The sequence below is a fragment of the Streptomyces sp. NPDC107538 genome (assembly GCF_055657445.1).
In genome coordinates this window covers 681,590-703,907 of the sequence record NZ_JBVKAY010000003.1, presented here as the reverse complement: position 1 = coordinate 703,907, position 22,318 = coordinate 681,590, and the positions used below count along the sequence as shown (strand labels likewise).

The following is a 22,318-nucleotide window of genomic DNA, read 5'->3' as shown; positions in this document are numbered from 1 at the left end:
CCTGAGGCAGCACGGGAAGGGCGCGAGCCGGCCATGGCCGAATCAGCTTCCCAGGAGGCGGAGGAGGAGGACGTGGGCCTGGTGACGGCAAGCGACCAGGTACCCCAGGCGTCAATGCCAGCGGCCTCCTTAGCCCTTTCCGGTGATCACAGAGCTGATCGAATCCGAAGAAACGGGTCACGGAGCAACACTCGCAAGGTGGCTGACGAGACAACGAACTCACCCGGCACCACCGGCCCGTCTCAGCAGAACGCACCCAGAGCAACAGGAAGGACGGCCACTCGGACCGGCCACGTACGGCTACAGCTCTGGCGCTGGCTGCTCGCACCTCGCACGACGTGGCAGGCCCGCCGACTGGCAACCGAGTTCGGGCCGGGCATGGACGCTCGTACGGCCTGGGTACTAGCGCGGCTGGCGCGGCATCCGGAGGAACGGGCATACGCAATGCGGCACCTGGACGAAGAAGAGAACGTCACCTGATCCGAGCGTAGGCAGTCCCCATCTCCCCCGTCCCGATCTGCAGGCGAAACATTGACTCGGGAGCCTGCCATCCTGCTGCGGTCTGAGCCCGACCGCTTTGGATCCGTACCGTGCTCAGCGGGCCTCGGGTCTGCTCCCCGCGCCCGCAGTCGCCGTGCACATCATGCCGAGGCGGTGGGGTCCGGCAAGGCTGAGAGCGCGTCGAGGAACTGCCCGAAGGTGACGGTTTCGTCGTCAAAGTCCAGGGGCTTCCAGCAGGGCCTGCGGTTGGAGAGGACAGGGCCGCACTGATCGAGCACTACACGCAGTGCTACGACAGGGGCGTTCCAGGTAAGGATCTCATCGAGGGCGACTGCCGCAGGTGGTCCAGAGCTCGATGCCGCGAGCGAAGGACTGCGTGGTGGACGCCGTTGCGCGACCAAAGTCCGTCCTTTTGCGGCACGTCCGGCCAGGACTGCAGGATGGCGCCCGGGTTTGGCGCCGGTCGCGTTCGTCGTCGGCCAGGAGTCGCAAGGCTCCTTCGTCTTCTTTGGCCGAAGCGAGCCCTGCCGCGGCCTCGCGCAGCGCCGCAGGCGCCCCAAGCACTCACCAACTACCTCGGCAACTAACATCCGAACATCCACGATGTAGTGGTGCACTCACAGACACAACGCCTAAAATCAATCAGAAATGATTGAAAATTGATCGCAAACGAACCTTGAAGTGCGCAATTTGGTCAACATGGCGGAATCTGCAATCTCCTTTCCATTACTTCCGGCGCTGCGGCTACTGTTCCACCCCATGGGAAACATGGTTCACCCGCTCGCCTGGTCATTGCGCACGAGCTCCGTACCAAAAATGTCCGGCTCGGTATCGGGTTGGGTGGATCAGCTGCGCAACTTGATCGACAGCCTGAATAAATCGCCAGACGACCAGCCTCGGGACTCCACGTTTCCGACGCAAAGCCGAGCTTCCAGTCGCACCCTGCCGGATCTCGTGCGGGCAGGAGTGCTGCGCCGAGATGAAGATCTCTTCACGCCAACCACGTCAGGTCTACAGTGGCTAGAAAGCGGCGATCCGCGCGATCTGATCAGCATCTTCCATCGGCATGTCAAATTCATCGGCGAATTGATGGGGCCTTTGGCCCAACAGCCTGCAACACATCATGAGCTGGTAGACATCGCACGACGCTTCGGACTGCTCTGGGACTCGCCTAGTCCAATTCGTGACCGTACAAACTGGCTGCGCGCCCTCGGCTTGGCCGATCTGTTCGATGGGCAGGTGCATCTGACCGCAACGGGCCAACAAATCGCTCCTCTCCTCGTCCCCGGCACTCAGGAGATCGACGACGAGCCAGTCGACCTGCCAGCTCCTTCACCAGCTGTGGCCTTGCTGCTCAGCCAGCTCGATCAGCAAGCATTGCGCGACCGCCCTTACGCTTCAGCGCTGTACGTGCCGGGACAGCAGGACAACGACGGCCGACTGGAGGCTCTGCGACTCCTCACAGAGGCAGCTATCCCTTCGATCACCGATGATGCGTTCACCGCACTGCTCCAGGGGGCATTCCCTGGCATCAAGACCGTGTCAAGCGCGAAGAGTGCTCGGGAAGCAGCCAAGGTGCTGGGCTTGATCCGACGCGATTCGTCCACGAGTTGGACAGCTACGGAAGCGGGCGCCGCTTGGGTGGTCAGCAACCAGCCCCTCGACCTGGTCAGAATCATTCAAGGCCACGTCTTCTACTTCACGGAAATCCTGCACGAACTCGATACCGTGACAACTCCGACCGCCGCCGGTATCGCTGATCGTGCGCAGGCGTACACACCCCCCAACGGTCGCCAACTGCCCGCCTCCGCGATCAAAGCCCGTCTGGACCTGCTGTTGGCTTGTGGCCTGGTAGCCAAGCCTTCGTGGGCTACGTACCGTGTCACGGCTCTAGGTCGCGCCCTTCGGGCCGCAACGCCGTACATGTCTCCGCTGGACTCAGCAGTACCACAAGAGCCCGACACCACAATTGCCCCCGAGCTGCCAGCGAATGCCGCTCATGGTGAGACTCTCGCTACGGAGGTTGAGTTGGCAGCCTATGAAAGTGCGTCTCCCGAGCGCCTGGAACGGGCAGTCATCGCGGCCCTCGCCTACCTCGGTATGCCCGGCCATCACATCGGCGGTCAGGACGCTGCCGATGGCGTCGTCCGTACCGGGGTGGGCGTGTACCGTCGCGTCCTCGCCGTCGAAGCCAAGACGTCTGCGAAGGGACGCGTCGTCTATCAGTCCCTCTCCCGCCTTCCGGTTCATCGAGCCAAGGTCGGAGCCGACCTCACGCTGCTTGTAGGCCCTGGATTCGATCCAAGGCTGCAGGAAGAAGCCGACAACGACCCCTCAATCACCGTTGTCCATACCGATACTCTGGCCGAAGCTGTCCGAGCTCAGGCGCTCACCCCCCTCACTGCCGCTTCTCTCCATCCGCTCATCGACCCAGCTCTGTCGGCAGACCAGCGCGATGAGCTGCTTCACCAAGCTCGGCAGGATCAGCTGCGTCATGCACAGCTCGAACGTATTCTGCTCGATATCCTCCTGATTGAGGCCGATGATCCACTGCACGAAGGGGCATGGCTGGAGGTAACCGACCTCAGGCGCGAACTTCGTACTCGCGGGGAGCGAGTAGATGCGGAAGAGGTGACGAACGCACTCGCCTTCCTGCTGTCGCCGCATCTCGCAGTCGTGGAGAGGTCAAGCCGCGGATACCGGGCAATCGCCACTGCTCACACAGCGCTTCAGCGACTGGAAGGGCTGGGGCGCCAGTGGTCCCATCTAGGTGCTGAGCAGCGCAGAGCTGAACAGTCAGGGACTTTGCAGCCGCGTCCAATGTATCCGGCTTGATCCTTTCGGTCTCCACAGATGATGCGGAGCGGAGCTGGCTCGACGATTTGCCTCGCTCGTCCGACCGAGCTGTCATGCTTTTTGGATGGCGAGCAAGGGCAACGGGCGTCGAAGGCAAGGACAGCCCGCAGGGGATGTGCCACATAGCGATCCGTACAGCGAACCCGCAGAGTCCCTGTGGATGAAGACACGTTCAGGGGCAAGGGCTGGCCGGGGATTCCACTACCAGGACGCCGTCGGAGCATGGTTGTGCAGCCGCGTTCTGTCCAACGCCCTCGCCGTCGATCGCATCGTCCCGGAGGGGTTTGAAGATCTTTCCTGTGAGGGCTCGACACCCTGGCACGTCCAGGTGAAGTCGCGGCAGGAGCGGGTGGGTGATTTCACCGCCTCCGATGTGGCCGAGCATCTCGTCACCATGGCCAGGGCACATTTCAAGCGTGAGCAGGCGATGGTGGCCGGTCGACCGGTGCTCGTTCTCGAACGTCCGGTGAACGGCGAGTGGTTCACCTCATGGGGCCACCCATTGTGTGGTCTCCCGGCAGACCACCCGGTGCTACGCGAATTCGACACGAAGGCTGCGCAAGCCGGGTTGAGCCGAGACGAGCAGGACTCCTGGTGTACCGCTGTCAGCCTCTACGTGCTTCCTTGGCGAGTTGCGGCGGAGGAGACCCGCACTGCAGTGGTGCAGCGATTCGGATTGCTACCTGCAGCAGCGGAGCCAGTCGTCCTGGCCTTGCGCGACGCCGTGGCAGGTCATGCCGACACGAATGCGGTGACAAGTCTCGCGCAGGCGGGTGGGCTCAGCCGGACGAGCATCGCACTCGTCGCGCAGGACATAGTGGAAACCATCGATCACGAGTCATTGGAAGAGGCACTCACTACGGGTCTGTGCGAGCCCGTGGACTTCGACCGACCGCTTCCGTCGGCCGGCTTCTACGAGGGCATCGACGTTCAGCCGGGGCATATCGCCGCGGGTCTGCCCGCCCCGAGGGCGACTCTGACCTACCAGGTTGCCACAGCGCTCGCCCGCGAGGAGAGCGTCCTCGTCACCGGGCCCTCCGGGGTGGGCAAATCGACCGTCATGTGGACTGCCGCCTACGTGACCAGGCACGTCCTCTGGTATCGGGTGCGGCTCCTGCGGAACGAGGACATAGCCTCGCTGGTACGGCTCGCTAAGGCTCTGAAACCCTCGACACGCTCACCGGTCGGGTTCGTGGTGGACGGCATCGGTATCGGAGCAGCCGAGGCTTGGGACGCCCTGCACCGTGAACTTGCGCCGATTCCCGGCGTTCTGCTTCTGGGCTCGGCCAGGAGCGAGGACCTACTGCCACTCCGGAGCAAGGCCGACTGCACTCAGATCAACGTGACGCTCGACGAGGACGTCGCGGAGCAGATCCACGCCGGGCTGTCCGCATCAGGTGCTACCGAAGCTCCGCACTGGCGGGAGGCGTACGAAGAAGCAGACGGGCTGACCCTGGAGTTCACGCACCTACTCACACGCGGACGACGGCTTTCGGACGTCCTGTCGGAGCAGGTCGAACGGCGGGTGGTCGAAGGCCGACAGCCGGAGATCGAGATTCTGGCACGGATCTCAACAGCCCACCGGTGGGGCGCCGACCTATCGGTCCGAGCTGTCCAGCAGCAACTCCACCTCGGTAACACGGATCTTCGGGCAGCGCTGTCCCGCCTGATCGATGAGCATCTTGTTCATGAGCAGATGGGCCGCTTGACTGGGCTTCACCAGTTGCGCTCGGGCCGGTTGGCCGACGCTGTGCATGCGGTGCCGCCGCCGATGCTGGACGAGACCGTCATCGCGGTGATGCAGATGCTGACGGACGCACAATTGCAGCCGTTCGTGGCCGGTGCTCTCAACGAGTGTCCTGACCTTGATTCCGTCGTGTTGGATCAGATCTCGGTCGAGCTCGGACGCAGGAGCGGAGTCGCTGCCACCACCGGTGTCCTCCAGGCCCTGCGGTTGGTCGATTTCACCCGCTGCGCCGTTGGCTGGGCACGGATCCTCGACCGGCACCAGGTGGCACCGTCACTCCGCCGCATCACTTTGCAACTCGCCCTTCACGGTGGGGATCCGCTGCCCAATCTGAAGCCGGAAATCGCTGCAGCCACGGCCGCGATCGGCGCGACCGATCCGGTCGGCTCGCCGCTGCGCGACGCCGTGGTGGAACGCCTCGGGACGGTCACGTTGGCGCGCGTCCTCGCACAGTGCGGTGACGCCGACGATGCACAACGACTCCTGGCCGTACTCACCGGAACGGACCTGGACCTCACGGATTGGCCATCGACACTCGCGAACTCACCCTTCGGTCGGCTGCTCGCCGATTCATCAATCGAGTCTCTCGGAGACATTCTCACGGCGGCGCGCACGGTGTCGTTGACTCTGGCTGTGGCTCTACTGGACCTGGCGGGTGGGGAGGAGACCTTCCTGACACGGTTGAGGGCCCACGTCCCGTGGGTGATCGAGGCGTCTGTCATGGAGCGAGACGGTAGCCAGGTCGCGCGTGTCCGCCTCTTGCATGTGTCGGATCAAGCGCAGCCGGACCCTGAGCAGTCGATCCGAGCACTCAGCCGCATCCTGCTCGGCTGCCTGCCGCACTGCGAGAGCGTGGACGTCCAAAGCTTGCTGCCCGGTGGAATCCCCCAGACCTTCGGAGACTTCACAGCGGGAATCAGTCGCATGGAGCGCCGGTTCGACCGTTCGCCGGCCCAGGTGGCATGGATCCGAACACAGGCCCAGATCGCCACTGCGGTGGCCGGTACTACCGACTGGACCAGCCGGACAGCCACAGCGAGCGCCTTGCTCCCCATGCTGGACAAGTACCTGACAGACCTCACCCGGATCTGGTTGACCGGCCGCAGCCGCCCCCAGGACATCGCCAAGCTTCGTACAATGCAGGCAACGCTGAGCGAGCAGGCCGCCGCGCTCCTGCTGCCCGCCGACAGCACGTCCCTGTCCGCGCTGTCTCCAGACGACGCCGTTCCAGGCAGCGACGTAGATCATCTACAGCTGCTCGTGGCCGGGATTGCGGACGGTCTCACTCGAAGGCTCGTCGACCCCGACGAACACCGTGCGCTCGCGTGCGACACCCGAGACAAGTTGCGAAAGAACGTGGCAGGCGTGAGGAATCAGGAACGCTGGCATCTGATCGGCCAGGAACCGCCCGTCGTCCTGACGCAGTTGGTGAACGCCTTGACCGACCTGCACGCCGTTCTCGCGGAACTCGTCTGGGGCAGCCTCGGACCGAAGACGCTCAGGGCCGAGGCAAGATCCGGGCCTTCCGCAAAGGCCCTCGCCCGGGTGGCGACCCTCGCCCGCAGGACCGCCGACGCCCGAGCGAAGGCCGTCCAGCAGAAGTTGCGGACCGACGCCGAGGCCGAGGGGTTGTCTGTTCAGCTCTACTCTCGGCCACTCGCCGATGCCGACGCGACCGATTGGCCAGCCGTGGAATGGGCGGTGGGTGTCGACCTGGACGATTTCGCCCGGTGGCCGGCGGCGCTGGACCGGCTGAGCACTCTGATGCACCACGATCCCGCATCCCAGGGCAACCGCAGTGCCGTCCTGCTCGTGCCCTTGATCGACGGCAGACCGGTCAGACTCCTCGCGCGCCAGCTCCAGACCAGGTTGTGGCCGGGAGCCGACCTCTTCGACGCCTGGAGCAGCGCGCTTCCTGAGACCCGTCCGACCCCGCTGACCGATGCTGTTATCGATGCGCACCAGGCTCTCCAGTGCCTGTCCGGTCTGGCACACCTGGTGCCCCTGCGAGAGCCCCACCCGAACCATCAGGACATCGCGGATCAAGCCTCAGAGCAGTTCCAGCGGGCCAACCACGCCATCACGGAACTCGGACCTGAGGATACGGTCCTGGACATCGTCGGGGATTTCCTCAGCTCTCTCGCCCGCCGAGTGGAGAGCGAGTTCAGCAGGGATGCAGCTAACCGCGACCCAGACGTGCCGCATCTCTCCGTCGCCCTCGCTCAGGGCTTGACCGGTCACCCAACAGATGATTACCGGCTGTTGGACAGGTTGACCACGCTTACCCTGCAGTGGGACCTCGATCCCGACCGTGCGGCACGGCTCCTCACCACACCCGAAGGTCAAGGCTCATGAACATCAAGACGCTTTGGGCTGGGCCCTACTTCGGCACGAGATCACCATCGAGGTGAGGCAATGAACAGTCCGGTACGGACAAATCAGTACGGAGGTCGTTGCGCTCGGTGCGGCGCGGATGTCGCGGCCGAGGCCGGCGTGCTGCTCCGCAGCGTGTGGGGTAGCTGGGTGGTCTATCACCCGGCTCATGCACCGACACCCGGCCCGGACGGCACTACGTCGGACCCTTCCGCCCTGCGCTCCAATCAGCGGGACGGAGAGTGCGAGGTCTGTGGCTCGACCGTTCCGGCAGGGCAGGGGGTGCTCGTGAGCACTGGCTTCGGCGGATGGGACGTCTACCACGGCGAACACGTCCGTGAGCCCGCGCCGCCACCACGCCGTCACCACCCGGGCTGGCACCGACGCCGCCTCATGGCCTTGGACATCGCGACCACCGGCAACCGCTACGGCGTCGACCGCATTCTCGGTGCGGCCGTGCGCACCAGCGACGGAACGGACCGATCCTGGCTCATCGATCCCGGTCCCGGGCCGTTGTCCGTCGCACCTCGCAAGAATCACAGCATCACGGTGGAGCACGCACGTGCCTCCGGCGAACCGGCCATCCAGGCGCTGGAAGAACTGGCGACCGCTCTCGCCGAGCATGCCGCGGCCAAGGAACCACTGGTGGTCTGGCACGCCCCCTTCGTGCTCACCACCTTGGAAACCGAACTGCTCCGCCACGGGCTCACGCCGTTGTCCGAGCGCCTGGCAAACGGATTGTCGCCGATCTGCGACCCACTCGTCCTGGACCGGCACGCCGAACCCTTCCGCTCCGGTCGGCGTGCATTGGAAGCGGTCGCCGAGTGGTACGGCATCCCGCACGAACGCCCCGGTGATCCCTCTTGCGACGCCGAGACCACACTCGTCCTCGCGCAGGTGATCGGGGCATGTCACCCCGCCATTGGGCGCTTGTCCCGTCCCGCACTCCACCGAGAACAGGTGCACTGGTACGAGCAGCACGTACAGGAGACCGAGGCCCGACGCCCCGGTAGCAACCGGGACCATCGCTGGCCCCTGGAAACGGTCCAGGTGCTCGCTTGGAAGGAGCACGATCCCGCCTGACACACCGCACCCGGCCCCTCCCCCCGGCCATCACCGACAACCGCAAGCCTCAGCGCTGGCTTACGCCCGCGAGCGTGCGGTCGCTACTTCGTGTGCCTCAAAAGCCGATCAGCCTTTTCCGCCAAGTAGACGGAGGCGAGACGTTTGGGATGCCACATGACGATCTGTGTCGTGCCGAACCCGTACCAACCCGGTCCGCCGAACGCCGCCATGAGGCCCGCTTTCTTCCACTGATCAATCCGGCTTCGGTCGTCCTCACTCACTGAATACGGCGCGGACGTGATCGCGGTCGGCAGCCCGTCCTTGAGCCAGAAATTGGGATGATCAAGCCAGCTCGCGTCGTCACGAGGGCCAGAACCGTACTTGCCACACGTATCGGGTTCACAAGTCCTGCTGGCATTACGCAGCAGCCACTGCGGACAACACCCGCTCTCGCTGCTGCGCAGACCATGGTCTTCGGCCCAATCCACGATGACCTGCTGAGCCACGCGCGCGCGAGCAGCGGCCTGCTCGCACTGTTCCTGGCTGAGCCCACTACGTCGCTGGTTCGGGACAGCGAGCCCGTACGGCCATAAGATTTCTCCCTGCCGTTTCTTGAAGATCTTCGATGCCCGAGTCTCCAAATCGCGATTCACTTCTTCTCCCTGGGGCCGGTGAGAGGCGCGGGTCGTCTGGTAGCCCGGCGAGGGCTTCGGCTGAATTACCCTGATGCAGCGCTCCGTACGCACGGTGAGTAATGCAGGCCCGCACTTCCACCTGCGTCATATCCTCCAACAAGCGGAGCGGTCAGCGCTCCGACTCCGGTATCGACGAAGCGCAAGATCGGGCCCGCGCTCCTACCGACGAGCCATGTGTCGAGCAGCCAGTGAGCAAGAGCACTCCCTCGCTCCTCAGCCCGGGGCGGCCAGAAAACCCCGAAGGATCACGCAAAAGCTACATCCTTCCGGCCTCTGCTACCCCAGAATGGGCTTCTGTCCCATCTGGCGCACGGAGTGTCTCTGTGCCCCGTTGAGAGCGGTGATGACGGCGTCCCGTTGGTACAAGTGTGACCTTCAAGTGGCCACACCAGCATGGAAGTTCTCGCTACCAGCTGGTAGTTCATACGATTTCTCCCTGGAGGAAGACCGGGTCCGCTTCGCGGACGCGTACATGGAGAGGCTCCGCGCCTGCGGCATCGAGGTGATCGCACTGGCGGACCACAACACCGGTGCGTGGCTGCCTGTTATGCAGGCCGCGGGACGCAGGTACGACATCGTCGTGTTCCCTGGGGTCGAGGTGACGACGGCCTCAGGGTCGGATGGGGCTCACCTGGTACTGATCGGCGACCTAGACCGTACGGAGCAGGACATCGATGTGCTGCTTGCTCGAACTTGCGGCTTCGACGACGACCATCCGTCGTTGAATCCGAGGACGAATGATCCCGCGCCAGCTCCTCGGACAGTCAATCAGATTCTGGATGAGCTTCCTGAGCAGTGGCTGGCCATTGCTCCACACGTGCTCACCGACAACGGCCTCGCCTCGGGGAACACCGTGCGCGGGGATCTGCGTTGGAAGGCACTCCACCACGACCGGCTCGGCGCGGTGGACCCCGGAGAGGTAACAGAGGAGCGGTGCGCCGGCAAGGGCTTCGTGGCCCGGTTCCTTAACAGGGCTCTCCGCGAATTCCCGTGTCTTGCCCGCATGCCGTTTCTCGCGACGTCAGACGCCTACAGCCTGGAGGGTTTGGGGTCGCGTTTCACGTGGATCCGGATGGACACGCCATCGAAAGAGTCACTACGACAGGCATTCCTTGACCACGACGCCCGCATCATGCCGAGCTGGGATCCGCGGCTGATCGCACACCCCGACCCGAATGTCGTCGACCACGCCTGGGTGGAAAATATCGAACTCGGCGGCACGTTGGGCAACTCCATCGAGCCGCTACGGGTCTCCTTCGACCCACGGCTGAACGTCATCATCGGAGGCCGCGGCGCTGGCAAGTCAACCGTGGTCTCCGCACTGCGGCAGCTGTACGGCAGCACCCAGAGCCTGCCGGACTCCATCGAGCACGAGGCGACCGCCTTCGTCGATGGCGTCTTCAGCGAGGCACGACTGACCGCACAGCACAGGCTCGCCATCTCCCGGGAACAGCAGACTGCGCTGTGGAGCTCCCCGTTGGGCTCACGCACAGAGCGCAACGGCGTGCAGTTGCCGACACACTTCCCGATGCGTGTCTTCAGCCAGAAGGAACTGTTCGAGCGGACCGCTCATGACCGTGCGGACCGCTTCGCCGCGTCCAAGCACCTATTGAGCCTCGTTGACGCAGCTCTTGAGGCTGACGCAGCCGCCCCGGGCGGATTCGCGATCGAATTGGATGGGGTACGGACCCAGTGCCTAACGAGAGTCGCTAAGCGCCTCAGCGTCGAGGCGCGGCTCGCTCAGCGCCCCTCGCAGGAGGCCCGGCACGACGAACTCCTCCATCAGATCGAGGCATTCGGGGATGCTGAGAGCCAGAGCTCCCGTTTGGAGAGCGAGCGGATCAGGCGCGACCACGCCAGACTCGGCGCCGATGCCTCGCGGTTCGAAGCCGCAGTGGACGAACTTGGCGCGGCGACGATCAAGCGCCTGGAAGCCGCACTGCCAAAGCCCCCAGCAGGGTTGGACGAGGAGCCCCGGCAGCTGTACGCGGAACTTGCCCAGATCCGTGACGACCTCAACCGGACCGTCCGAGCCAGTGTCATAACAGCGAAGGAGGCACTCGCACAGAACCACCAGCGGCAGCAGACAGGAGTGTGGGCAGATCGGGTGCAGCGTGCGGACAGGGAAATCATCGAGTTCCAGCAGCGCTTGAGCCTGCTCGGCGTGGAGCCCACGGCCTACCTCTCGCTTACCGAGGCGCTGAACTCCGTGCAAGGAATCCTGCGGGAGCTTGAGGATGACGAAGCCGCTGCCCCTGGGCTACGCAGCGCGGAGAAAGCGGCTTGGTCCGACCTGGAGCGCACATACGAACGGCGGCGCCGGCGCCGGGAGACGCTCTTCGCAGAAGTGGCTAAGCGCAGCGGGTCACTGCGTTTCGAGGTGATCTCGCACGGTAACTGCACCAGCTGGGTACAGGAGGTACGTAGTCAACTCGGCGTGCGATCAGGAGGGTTCGTGGACGACATCCCGGCCCTTGCCGAGTGGCTTTGGATTGCCCCACTCAACGACGGGCAACGCCGTCAGGAACTGTGGCGCGGATCCCTACTGACCTGCGACTTCACGCAACTGCGCCAAGAGGCCGGCGGCAAAGCCACATGGTGGAGCAAGCTGGCCAAGCTGGAGTCGACACAACGCATCCGCCTCGCGATGAATTTCCCGGACGACGCGGTGGTGATGTACTTCCTACGGGACGGCGGCAAGGCAGAGAACGACGCCGACTGGCAGTCCGTCACCACAGGTTCGCCAGGCCAGCGCAGTGCGGCCATGCTCAGCTTCGTCCTGCACCATGGGACAGAACCGCTCGTGCTGGACCAGCCTGAGGACGACCTCGATACTGCGTGGATCTCTCAGCTCATCGTCCCGGAAATCAGGAAGAGCCGGTGGCACCGACAGGTCATCGTGATCACGCACAACGCCAACATCCCCGTAAATGCTGACGCAGAGCGGGTGATTGTCCTCGAGAACGACGGTTCCCGGATCCGAATCAAGACCAGCGCTTCGGAGGCAGGTGCCGAAGGGTACCAAGAACAGGAGCACGTGGGCCCAATTGAGGTGACGAAGGTCCGCCATGACATCCAGGACATCCTAGAGGGGGAACCGCAGCATTTATGTCCCGGGAACGCCGCTACAACAACGAGCTCAGTACCTACCGAGCCGCCCTACACGGCTAGGGGAACCCTCATGCCTTGGGCCGGCGCACCCTGCTGGTCTTCAGTCACGCCGAGGTCGCCAAGGACTTACGGGTGAGTGTGCGCTCGGTGCAGCGCTGGCGCCGATCCTGGCACGACGCTGGCACCGAGGGGCTGCGGTCTGCCGGGCCGGTGGCACGACCCAAGCTGAGTGAGGGACTGTTCTCCGTGCTCGAGCGGGAGCTCGCCAGGGGGCCTGTCGCGCATGGCTGGCCGGACCAGACCTGGACGCTTGCGCGGATCAAGACGCAGCCAGGTCAACACCGCCTTCACCGACCCAGACCACCTCATCAAGGCACTTCGGCACGGTCTCCGTCAGATCCAGTACCGCAGCAACCTCATCAACGGATGCCTCGCTGAAACCAGACTCACCTCGACGACATCACGGCAACAACGTCAGTGGTGCCGGGCCTCCGCGGCGTGCGGCCCGGCACTAGACCTCCCGCGAGTCCGCTGACTGCTGGTGCCGCCATCGAGGCGACGGCAACATAGCTGCACGGCCCATCAGGCTGCCGCCCGTCGGCAAAACTCAGGAAGGCTGCAGCGCCCCCGAGGCCCTGCCGTAACGTGGCCTCACGGTCACCGCGGGATGGGGGCCATGGAACCGAGAAGCGCTGCGGCCACTGGGAAGGACTTCCCGTATACGCTGGACACCACGTGCTACATCGAAGTCCACGAGGACGGCCGAGTCACCCAGGGCGCGGGGCCCGATGCCCACCAACGGGCGGTCGCCGGAGCATCCCGCCTCTTCGCCGTCTGGCCCGGACAGTGGCGAAGCGCCCTCTTCGCCATCGACGACCTGGACGAGTTCGCGCGGGCACACGGCATCGTCCACGACGAGGAGCGAACCGGCCTTGCCGACCATGTCCACGACGTCCACTGGAGCCTGGCGGACCGTGAGCAGAACCCCCGCAGCCAGTACGTGAGCATTGACCTACGCCTCGCCTGCGGATGTTCCATCAAGGACCGTCGCACCTTCGCCGCGCAGATGCGAGAGCAGCGCGGTTGGGACCTGGCGGTCACCGGCGGCTGAGGTCACCACACGGACGCGAACGGCACCACGTACACGTTCCTTGCCCGCCGTAAAAGCCTCAGTTCCTGAGCCGCCACGGCAGCGAATGTGCTTCTGTGAATACGAGCGTGATCACGACGGCACTACAGCAGCTCGGCCTATTGGGAGAAATCTGGGAGAAGATCTTCTCCCAGAGCCCCTGCGGGACTCTCTCAAACCGACCGAGACCGACACGCTGACCTGCGCAAACGGCATCCCATACAGGTAGGCAGCCCGCGTGTCCTTCGTTCGGGACGAAGAGGTCGTGGGTTCAAATCCCGCCACCCCGACAGCCAAAACAGCAGGTCAGGCCCGGTACTGAGAGATCAGTACCGGGCCTGATTTGCGTTTCGACCCTGTTTTGGGAGCCATTTGGGAGCCAACTGGGTGTGATCTTCGGGATCCGGCTCCCAGGTTGGCTCCCGAGCAGTGGCATTCCGCCGCCTCGTAGCGCTCAGGGACCGGGGCTTGGTGACCATGCCCAGGAAGAAGGGGCGGTGGCAGGCGGAGATCACTGACGCGGGTCGCTTCTATCTGGAGCACGGTCACCATCCCGACCGTCCGGAACTGGCTCCACGCAAGCCTCGCGCGGCGGCGTCTGAAGCCGAGACGCCGGTTGCCGCCGGCCCTCGGCAGGATGCCGACCTTCCGACGGAGACGGAGCCCGTATCGAAGCGTGCCGTGCAACCTCCGCGCCCGTCGCCGGCGACTGTCGGGCCATCGCTCATCGCGCAGGTGCAGAAGGCCGGACGATTCCTTCGGATCCCGGACCCCAGTGCCGAGGAACGGGCTCGGTATCGCAGGGCGTTCGACGCGGCACGGCAGTGCGCTCCGGACGGGTACCACCTGAAGTACAGCGGGCGGGTGAAGGGAGACTTCTTCCTCGGTCTGCTCCGGGTGACTGGTGAGGACGACACCGAGTGGAACCGGATCCGCCTGGCGCGCAGCCGTGTGATCACCGACGTCGAGGACGTGCTCGCCGCGGTCACCAAGGACCACAGCGCGTTCGAGATCTCCGAGGAGGTCCTCCCGAGGGTGCTCGCGCTGATTCGGCTCCTCGCCGATCAGGCGCTCGCGCGGTACGGCGAGATCGCGGTGTCCAAGAAGCGCAGGCAGCCGAGGCCGCTGCTCACCGTTCACGGCAGGACGTACGAGGTCGGCTTCCGTGAGCGGCAGAAGCAGGTCCGGTACGTCCCCAAGCAGCCGGGCCGACGCACGTACGACTGGCAGCGGGTTACGCCGGCCCGCAAGTCCGAGCCGTCCGGCGAACTGGAGCTGCTGGTCAGCGAGAACTCGGGTTACAGCTACAGCTACGGCTGGAAGAAGGAATGGGCCGATACGGCGAAGAAGCCGTTGGAGGAGCAGATCGGCTCAATCTTCCGGGCGTTGAAGGCACGCGCGGAGGATCAGGAGCGGGCGCGGCTGGAACGAGAGACGGAGCAGCGGCGTCTGCGAGAGGAGCGGGAGCGGCAGGAGGCCGAGCGTCGGCGGCTTGCGGCGGAGCAGGAGGAGCGTGAGCGGCGGGAGTGGGAGGCCGCGGTAAGTGCGGCTTCGGTCAAGGCGGTTCACGCGGTACGGGTCGAGCACTTCGGCACGGCCCTTGAGCAGTGGCGGGCCGCGGGTGAGATCCGGGAGTTCTGTGCCGCGCTGGATGAAGTCGCCGCCGCGTCGGAAGACGTCCTCGAAGCTGAGAGGCTGCGTGAGTGGTCGACTTGGGGGAACACGGAGGCCGATCAGCTCGACCCCACCACGAACGGCCAGGGCCTGGCCGCCCGCGGCTACCGCGCGGAGCCGACGAAAAAGCAGCTCCGGCCGTTCCTCGACGGGTGGCACCCTGACCGGCCGGAGAAGGAGAAGCCTCCGGCACAGCCAGCGCCTCCCAAGCCGGAGCCGGACCCGTGGCGCGGCGTCATCGACGCACATCAGGATCAAGGGTGGCGATATGGACGCCCAGGTCGCGCTCAATGGTGGAGGCGATGACGCCGTGACCTCGGTCGCGTAGGGCCTTGGCCGCCTTCTCGACGAGTTCTCCGAGCCGGATGACCTCGGCGCGTAGGGCTACCAACTCGTCGTAGCGGTCGGCCTTGTCTTCGCCGCACCAGGCCCGGACGGTTCGCAGGACAGCTGCCTCCGCGTCCAGCTTCCGGTCGTCCCGTCGGCTGTAGGAGTACCAGGAGGACTGGGCACGCTCCTGCTCGATGCCCTAAGCCGCATGAAGAACGGGCCCGGTCCCACCCTGGGCGTGGTGAGCAAGCTCGGCACCACCTACCGCGGGCCTCTGTCCGACATCGTCAGCCGGGCGCCAGCGGCGGATGGGTAAGCGGACTTTGAGCACCGTGGCCGTGGAGAGCTCGTCGGCTGTGGTCTGAGCCGAACCAACCGGTGGTGATCACGCCCGGCCTTCATTCGGGACGCAGAGGTCGTGGGTTCAAATCCCGCCACCCCGACAGGTGGATCGCAGGTCAGAGGGCTCCTACCGCATCGGTAGGGGCCCTCTGGCGTTGCTGAGGCGTCGTGGGGGTGGGCTCGGCAATGTGCTGGCTGAGTAGGTCAGAGGGTGAGGGGTAAGGAGGTGAGGCCGCGGGTCAGGCGGGTGTGGCGCCAGGTCAGGGGGGTGGCGGTGGGGGCCAGGTGGGCTTGGGGGTAGCGGGTGATCAGGGCTTGGAGGGCGAGTTCGGCTTCGGCTCGGGCCAAGGGGGCTCCCAGGCAGCGGTGGATGCCGTGGCCGAAGGCGAGGTGGCCGGTGGCGCCTCGGGAGAGGTCGAGCCGGTCGGGCTCGGGGAAGCGGCCGGGGTCGCGGTTGGCGGCGCCGGGTGCGATGAGGACCGGGACGCCTTCCGGGATCTCGGTGCCGCCGAGCGTGAGCGCCTCCGTGGTGTAGCGGAACGTGGCGATCCCGACCGGTGAGTCGAAGCGCAGCAGCTCGTCCAGCGCGCCGCCGAGCAGCCGCGGCTCGGCCCTCAGTCGCGCGAGTTCCTCCGGGTGCCGCAGCAGGGCCAGGGCCGCGTTGCCGATGAAGTTGGTCGTGGTCTCGTGGCCGGCGACCAGGAGGAGGACTGCCAGCGACACGAGTTCGTCCTCGGTCAGGTGGTCCTGGCCGTCCCGTACCGCGATGAGGTCGTCGAGCAGGCTGGTGCCCGGCGAGGCTCGCTTGATGGCGACCAGGTCGGTCATGTAGTCGCCGACGGCGTGTGAGGCGGCGTCGATCCGCCGGGGGTCTCCGGCGTCGAACAGGTCGCTCGACCAGGTGTGTACGGCCGCACGGTCGGACTCGGGCACCCCCAGCATTTCGCAGATGACGGTGACGGGCAGCGGAACGGCGAGGTCCGCGACGAGGTCCACCGTTCCGTGGTCCGGCCAGGCGTCGAGCAACTCGTCGACCAGTTCGGCGATGTAGGGGCGCAGCCGTGCGACCGCTCCGGTGGTGAACGCCTTGGTCACCAGGGCCCGTAGCCGTGCGTGCTGTGGGGGGTCGGTGGCGAGCATGTTCCGGGCTACGGCCGGGTGGAGGTCCCGCCCCGACGGGCGGTCGGCGAAGAACCGCGTGGTGTCCTTCGAGAGCCGCGGATCGGTGAAGGCCTCCCGAGCTTCGGCGTAGCCCGTGATCAGGTAGCTGGGGCGGGCGCCTGTGCCGGTGGGCACCTTTCGTACAGGTGCCGCCTCGCGCAGCCGGGCGTAGGTCGGGTAGGGGTCGGCGAAGAAGCCCGGGTCCCGCAGGGGGTCGGGTGTAGTGGTCGGGTCGGGCGTCGTGGTCGGGTCGGGCACGCTTCGGGGTCCGTTTCGGCGGGGTCCGTTTCGGCGGAGGCGGGTCGTCCGTGGCGGGTCGTCGGTGACGGCGGCCCTTCCTTGTGGGTTCGGCGGCGGCGTCCGGTTCCAGAGTGCCGGAGGGCTCGCGGATGAGGTGGCCGATCTCGTGCGCCAGGGTGTGGTTCCGGTGCAGGGCGGACGGGCGTTCCCTCCCCGTGGAAGTGGAAGAGAGAGAAGGTCGGCGTCGCAGCGGTGCCGGGTCTTGAGTGGGGGCGGCTCTGGTGTCGCTCGGGTTCGGATGCCGGAGGGTGTGACCCGCCTTCGAGGCCGCGGCGGATCCTCCGTCGGGAGTCCGCTGGGGGGACCGGCCGCTTCCGGCAGAGCTCCGCGCATCGCGGCGTCGCTTCGTTCGGCACCGGTCCCTCCCCACGTGGGGACCGGTGCCGAACGTCGCGGGGGTGTCGATCCGTGTCAGGGGGACAGGGATCGAGGTCGGTGGGGCGGTGCGCGGGGCGGGGGCGTCGCGGGGGCCGGCCGGGGGTGTGCGGCATGATGGGGCGGATTTGCGGAAGCGATGCCGGTGGCCCGGGTGGGCGGTGCACCGGGTGTGGGCGGCTTGGGCCAGATCCTGCCAGTCGGGGGTGGTGGGGAGGAGGGGCCGGCCGTCCGGAGACGGCGTTTTCGCAGGTCAGGCATATAAGGTGAGTTTTCCGGTCCGGATGTCCAGGTAGCGGGGGAAGGTAAGGGGTGGATGCCTTGAGTCATGACTCAGGGGCTCGCACGGCCTTCGCGGAACGTCTCGCGCTGCTGTACAAGGAAGCGGGCAATCCTCCTCTCAAGAGTGTTTCCGAGTCGGTCGTCCGGCTGCAGCGGGCCGATGAACGCGGGCGGCCCGTGCGGGTGTCCGCCCAGCGGATCAGTGACTGGCGGCGGGCCAGGAACGTGCCGGCGCAGTTCGCCGCCCTCGCCGCCGTACTGCAGGTGCTGATCCCCGAGGCGCGGCGGGCGCGGCCCGTTCCGGTGTCCAAGGGGCTGTACGACATGGCCCAGTGGCAGCGGCTGTGGGAGCGGGCGCTCGCCGATCCCGTCGGGGAACGGGAACGCCCTGCGGACGCGGGCTCCGGGTCCGGCACCGGCACGGCCACGACCGAGTCCCCGGGCGGCGAGCAGCCTCCCGGTGAGGGCTCGCCTCTGCCCGGTGGCGTCTGCCCCTACCGGGGGCTGGCCTCGTATCGGCAGCAGGACGCCCGCTGGTTCTTCGGGCGGGAGCGGAGCACCGACGCGCTCGTCGAGCAGTTGCGGGCGGCGGGGCGCGCGGGTGGGCTCGTGATGCTCGTGGGCGCTTCGGGCGCCGGGAAGTCCTCCCTGTTGCACGCCGGTCTGGTGCCCGCGGTGCGCGGCGGTGCCCTCGACGACGCCGCAGACGGTGACAACCACCCGAGCCCGGCGGGTGAGTGGCCCGCGGGCGGGGCTCCGGCCGCCGCCCCGGGAGCCTCCGCGTCGCGGCGGCGGGGCGGGCAGGTGCTGCAGCTCGTACCGGGGGCCGATCCGGTCGGGGAGCTGACCCGCCGGATACCGGAGCTGGCGCGGGTCGTGTCCGCCGCCTACGAGCCCGGTACGCCGCTGTTCGCGGATGCCGTACGGGAGGCCGTCGCGGCCTGGGCGCGCCGACGCGCCGCCACCCCCGAGGACGGCAGCGCTTCCCCATCCGCCGGCCCCGGCAGCACCCCTGCGCCTCCACCCCCCAGCACGCCGTCGCCGGGCGGCGCCCCCTCCCCCGGCCTCACCACTCCGCCCCCGAGCGGTGCCCTCTCCCCCACCGCCCCCCGCCCCGTCCTGATCGTCGACCAGTTCGAAGAAGCGTTCACGCTCTGTGCCGACGAGGCGGACCGGCGGACCTTCGTGCAGTTGCTCAGTGCGGCGTGCACGCCTGGGGAGGAGGGTGGGGCGGCGCCCGTGGTCGTGGTGCTCGGGGTGCGGGCGGACTTCTACGAGCAGTGCCTCGGGTATCCGGAGCTGGCGGACGCGTTGCAGCACCGGCACATGGTGCTGGGGCCGTTGACGACGGCGGAGCTGCGGGAGGCGGTGACCGGTCCCGCCAAGGCCGTGGGACTCGAACTGGAGCCGGGGCTCGCGGAACTGATCGTGCGGGAGGTGAGCGCGGACGGCCCGCGCGGGGCGCACGATGCAGGCGTGCTCCCCCTGCTGTCGCACGCCCTGCTGGTGACCTGGCAGCGGCGCAAGGCGGGGCGGCTGACGCTGGCCGGTTACCGGGCGGCAGGCGGTATCCAGGGCGCGGTGGCGGCGACCGCCGAGCGGGCCTGGTCGGGGCTGGACCCGGCGGCCCGTACGGCCGCGCGCCTGGTGCTGCTGCGGCTGGTCCGGCTGAACGAGGACACCCAGGCCACCCGGCGCCGGGGCACCCGGCGGCAGCTCGCGGACGGTTCGGCGGACCCGGCGAAGACCGAGGAGTCGCTGGAGGCGATGGCCCGCGCCCGGCTGCTGACGCTCGACGCGGAGACCGTGGAGATCACCCATGAGGCGCTGTTGCACGCCTGGCCCCGCCTGCGCGGGTGGATCGACGAGGGGCGCAACGACCATCTGCTGCGGCAGCGCCTGGAGGAGGACGGCCGGGCCTGGGAGGACTCCGAGCGCGATTCCTCGCTGCTCTACCGGGGCTCGCGGCTCGAACAGGCGCACACCTGGGCCAAGGCCACCAAGGACGCCGGTGACACCTTCCTGACCCGGAGCGCGGTGGAGTTCCTGGCCGCCTCGGTGCGCCTGCGCCGGCGTACGGTCCGGATCCGGCGGAGCGCGGTGGCGGCGCTGGTGGCGTTCGCGCTGGTGGCCGTGGGGTCGGCGGTGGTCGCCTGGCAGCAGCGCAACGACGCGGTGTTCGAGCAGGTGGTGGCGCAGGCCGATCGCGTCCAGTACTCGGACCCCTCGCTCTCCGCCCAGCTCGATCTGGTCGCGCACGACCTGCGGCCCGACGACGAGGGCACCAACAACCGGCTCGTCTCGATCGTCAACGCGCCCCTGGCCACCCCGGCGCTCGGCCACGGCGGCGCCGTCTATCTCACCTCGTTCAGCCCCGACGGGAAGTACCTGGCCACCGCCAGCTACGACCGGACCGTACGGCTGTGGGACGTGGCGGACCCGTCCCGGCCCGAGGCCGTGGGCAAGCCTCTGACCGGCCACGGCAGTTGGGTGAGCAGCGCGGTCTTCGCGCCGGACGGCCGTACGCTCGCCAGCGCCGGGGACGACGGCACCATCCGGCTGTGGGACGTGGCCGATCCGCGTGCGCCGCGCACGCTGGGCGCGCCGCTCACCGAACACGACGGCACGATCTTCCTGATCGCCTTCAGCCCGGACGGCAGGACGCTCGCGTCCGTGGGCGAGGACCGGACCGTACGGCTGTGGGACGTGAGCGATCCGGCGCACGCGACGGCGCTCGGCGCGCCGCTCACCGGGCACAGCGCGCCCGTGCGCGCCGTCGCGTTCAGCCCGGACGGGAAGACGCTGGCCACCGGGGGCGACGACAACAGCATCAGGCTCTGGGACGTGGCCGATCCGCGTGATCCGGCGTCCCTCGGCACCGTGCTCAAGGGGCATACGAGCCTGGTGCACTCGCTGGCCTTCAGTCCGGACGGGCGGACGCTGGCCAGCGGCAGTTCGGACAACACCGTCCGGCTCTGGGACGTGGCCGAGCCCCGGCGGGCGAGTGCGCTCGGGGCGCCGCTGACCGGGCACACCGGCCCCATCTGGTCCGTGGCGTTCAGCCCGGACGGGGGGTTGCTCGCCGCCGCCAGCGCGGACAGTACGGCGAGTCTGTGGAACGTCGACGACCCCGCGTACCCGTCCCAGGTCGGCGAGCCCCTGGCCGGGGCCAGCGGGGAGATGTTCGCCCTGGGGTTCAGCCCGGACGGGCGGACCCTCGCCACCGGGAGCGGGGACAGCAAGGTCCGGCTGTGGTCGGTGCCGACCGCGGACATGGTCGGGCGCAACGGCGTGTTCCGGCCGGACGGGCGGGTGCTGGCCACGGCCGGGCGCGACGGCCGGATCCGGCTGTGGAACGTGGCGGAGCCCGGCCGGCCCGTGCTGCTGGGGAAGGCGTTCACGCTGAAGGACAGCGGCAACCGCTCCCTGGCGTTCTCGCCCGACGGCCGCACGCTCTCCATCGTGGCCGGTAACCGGGCCCTGTATCTGTGGGACGTCAGCGATCCCGCCCGCCCCGTCCTGCGGGGATCGCCCCTCCCGCTGCGCATCCGGTACACCGACGCGCAGGCCTACAGCCCCGACGGGCGGGTCCTGGCCACCTCCTACGGCGACCACGACGTGCGGTTGTGGGACGTCTCCGACCCGGCCCATGTGGTCCCGCTCGGCAAGCCCCTCACCGGCCACAAGGGCTACATCCTCGCCCTCGTCTACAGCCCCGACGGCCGGACGCTCGCCAGCGGCAGCGCCGACGGCACGATCCGGCTGTGGGACGTGGCCGATCCGGGCCGTTCCACCCGGCTCGACGGGCCCCTGACCGCGCACCGCGGCGCGGTCAGCGACCTCGTCTACAGCCCGGACGGCAGGACGCTGGCCAGCGGGGGCGGCGACGACACGGTCCGGCTCTGGGACGTCTCCGACCCCGGCGAGGCGACTCCCCTGGGCTCCCCGCTCATCGGCCACACCGAGGCGATCGTGTCGCTCACCTTCAGCCCGGACGGCCGGACCCTGGCCAGCGGCGGCAACGACAGCACCGTCCATCTCTGGGACGTCGCCCACCCCGCCGACGCCTCCCCCATCGGCCAGGCGATGAGCCCCAACGCCAAGACCGGCCAGTTCCTGTCCTTCAGCCCCGACAGCCACATGCTCGGGGTGTCCAGCGGCGCCGACACCGTACGGTTGTGGAACCTGGACGTGGACGACGCCGTACGGCGGATCTGCTCGACGACACGTGGGGTGCTCACGCGGGAGAAGTGGGACGAGTATCTGCCGCGGCTGTCGTACGAGCCGCCGTGCGCGGGGGCGTGACAGAGGCGGGTGCCTGACAAACGTTTGGGAGTCCCGCACTCGCCGTCCAACAAATGTTTGGCGGCCCACCGC

General features: G+C 67.5%; 9 protein-coding genes and 2 pseudogenes. 8 read left to right on the top strand and 3 right to left on the bottom strand.

From position 1 onward, the window contains the following. Positions 1 to 1,182: 1,182 nt before the first annotated feature. The 3 genes from ACZ7MG_RS13650 (at position 1,183) to ACZ7MG_RS13640 (ending at position 8,560) form a co-directional block, all read left to right on the top strand. Positions 1,183 to 3,336 (top strand): hypothetical protein, encoded by a 2,154-nt coding sequence (locus ACZ7MG_RS13650; RefSeq protein WP_471390208.1) that lies wholly within the window; start codon positions 1,183 to 1,185, stop codon positions 3,334 to 3,336. 181 nt (positions 3,337 to 3,517) lie between these two features. After that, positions 3,518 to 7,459: a hypothetical protein gene (locus tag ACZ7MG_RS13645; protein ID WP_471390205.1), complete on the top strand. Its 3,942-nt coding sequence runs from the start codon at positions 3,518 to 3,520 to the stop codon at positions 7,457 to 7,459. A gap of 306 nt (positions 7,460 to 7,765) precedes the next feature. Further along, positions 7,766 to 8,560, top strand: coding sequence for a 3'-5' exonuclease family protein (locus ACZ7MG_RS13640; RefSeq protein ID WP_471390203.1), 795 nt, complete (start codon positions 7,766 to 7,768; stop codon positions 8,558 to 8,560). Positions 8,561 to 8,643: 83 nt separating this feature from the next. On the opposite strand, the gene ACZ7MG_RS13635 is transcribed toward ACZ7MG_RS13640, so the two are convergent. Continuing rightward, on the bottom strand, positions 8,644 to 9,195 hold the full coding sequence (locus ACZ7MG_RS13635; RefSeq protein ID WP_471390200.1) for a hypothetical protein: 552 nt from the start codon (positions 9,193 to 9,195) through the stop codon (positions 8,644 to 8,646). 73 nt (positions 9,196 to 9,268) lie between these two features. Here ACZ7MG_RS13635 and ACZ7MG_RS13630 point away from each other — a divergent pair, with 73 nt between their 5' ends. The 4 genes and pseudogenes from ACZ7MG_RS13630 to ACZ7MG_RS13615 all read left to right on the top strand — a co-directional run bounded on the left by ACZ7MG_RS13630 (position 9,269) and on the right by ACZ7MG_RS13615 (position 15,457). After that, entirely contained in the window at positions 9,269 to 12,484 is a 3,216-nt protein-coding gene (locus tag ACZ7MG_RS13630; RefSeq protein WP_471390197.1) for a TrlF family AAA-like ATPase, read from the top strand. After that, positions 12,454 to 12,702 (top strand): annotated as a pseudogene (locus tag ACZ7MG_RS13625) (helix-turn-helix domain-containing protein); the annotation flags it as partial. The gene ACZ7MG_RS13630 and the pseudogene ACZ7MG_RS13625, both read left to right, overlap by 31 nt. A 322-nt stretch (positions 12,703 to 13,024) precedes the next feature. Continuing rightward, the gene (locus ACZ7MG_RS13620) at positions 13,025 to 13,459 is read left to right on the top strand and encodes a hypothetical protein (RefSeq protein WP_471390194.1); all 435 of its coding nucleotides are present in this window, start codon (positions 13,025 to 13,027) and stop codon (positions 13,457 to 13,459) included. 882 nt (positions 13,460 to 14,341) lie between these two features. Continuing rightward, positions 14,342 to 15,457 (top strand): hypothetical protein, encoded by a 1,116-nt coding sequence (locus ACZ7MG_RS13615; protein ID WP_471390191.1) that lies wholly within the window; start codon positions 14,342 to 14,344, stop codon positions 15,455 to 15,457. Here the strand turns inward: ACZ7MG_RS13615 and ACZ7MG_RS13610 are convergent. Together ACZ7MG_RS13610 and ACZ7MG_RS13605 are read right to left on the bottom strand one after the other, a co-directional pair. After that, positions 15,387 to 15,677 (bottom strand): annotated as a pseudogene (locus ACZ7MG_RS13610) (PE-PGRS family protein); the annotation flags it as partial. The gene ACZ7MG_RS13615 and the pseudogene ACZ7MG_RS13610 overlap by 71 nt on opposite strands. 350 nt (positions 15,678 to 16,027) lie before the next feature. Next, positions 16,028 to 17,242: a cytochrome P450 family protein gene (locus ACZ7MG_RS13605; protein ID WP_471390188.1), complete on the bottom strand. Its 1,215-nt coding sequence runs from the start codon at positions 17,240 to 17,242 to the stop codon at positions 16,028 to 16,030. A 729-nt stretch (positions 17,243 to 17,971) separates the two neighbouring features. Between ACZ7MG_RS13605 and ACZ7MG_RS13600 the strand changes: the two genes are divergently transcribed. Beyond that, positions 17,972 to 22,246, top strand: a complete 4,275-nt coding sequence (locus ACZ7MG_RS13600; protein ID WP_471390186.1) for an NACHT and WD repeat domain-containing protein — start codon at positions 17,972 to 17,974, stop codon at positions 22,244 to 22,246. The last annotated feature ends 72 nt before the right edge of the window (positions 22,247 to 22,318 follow it).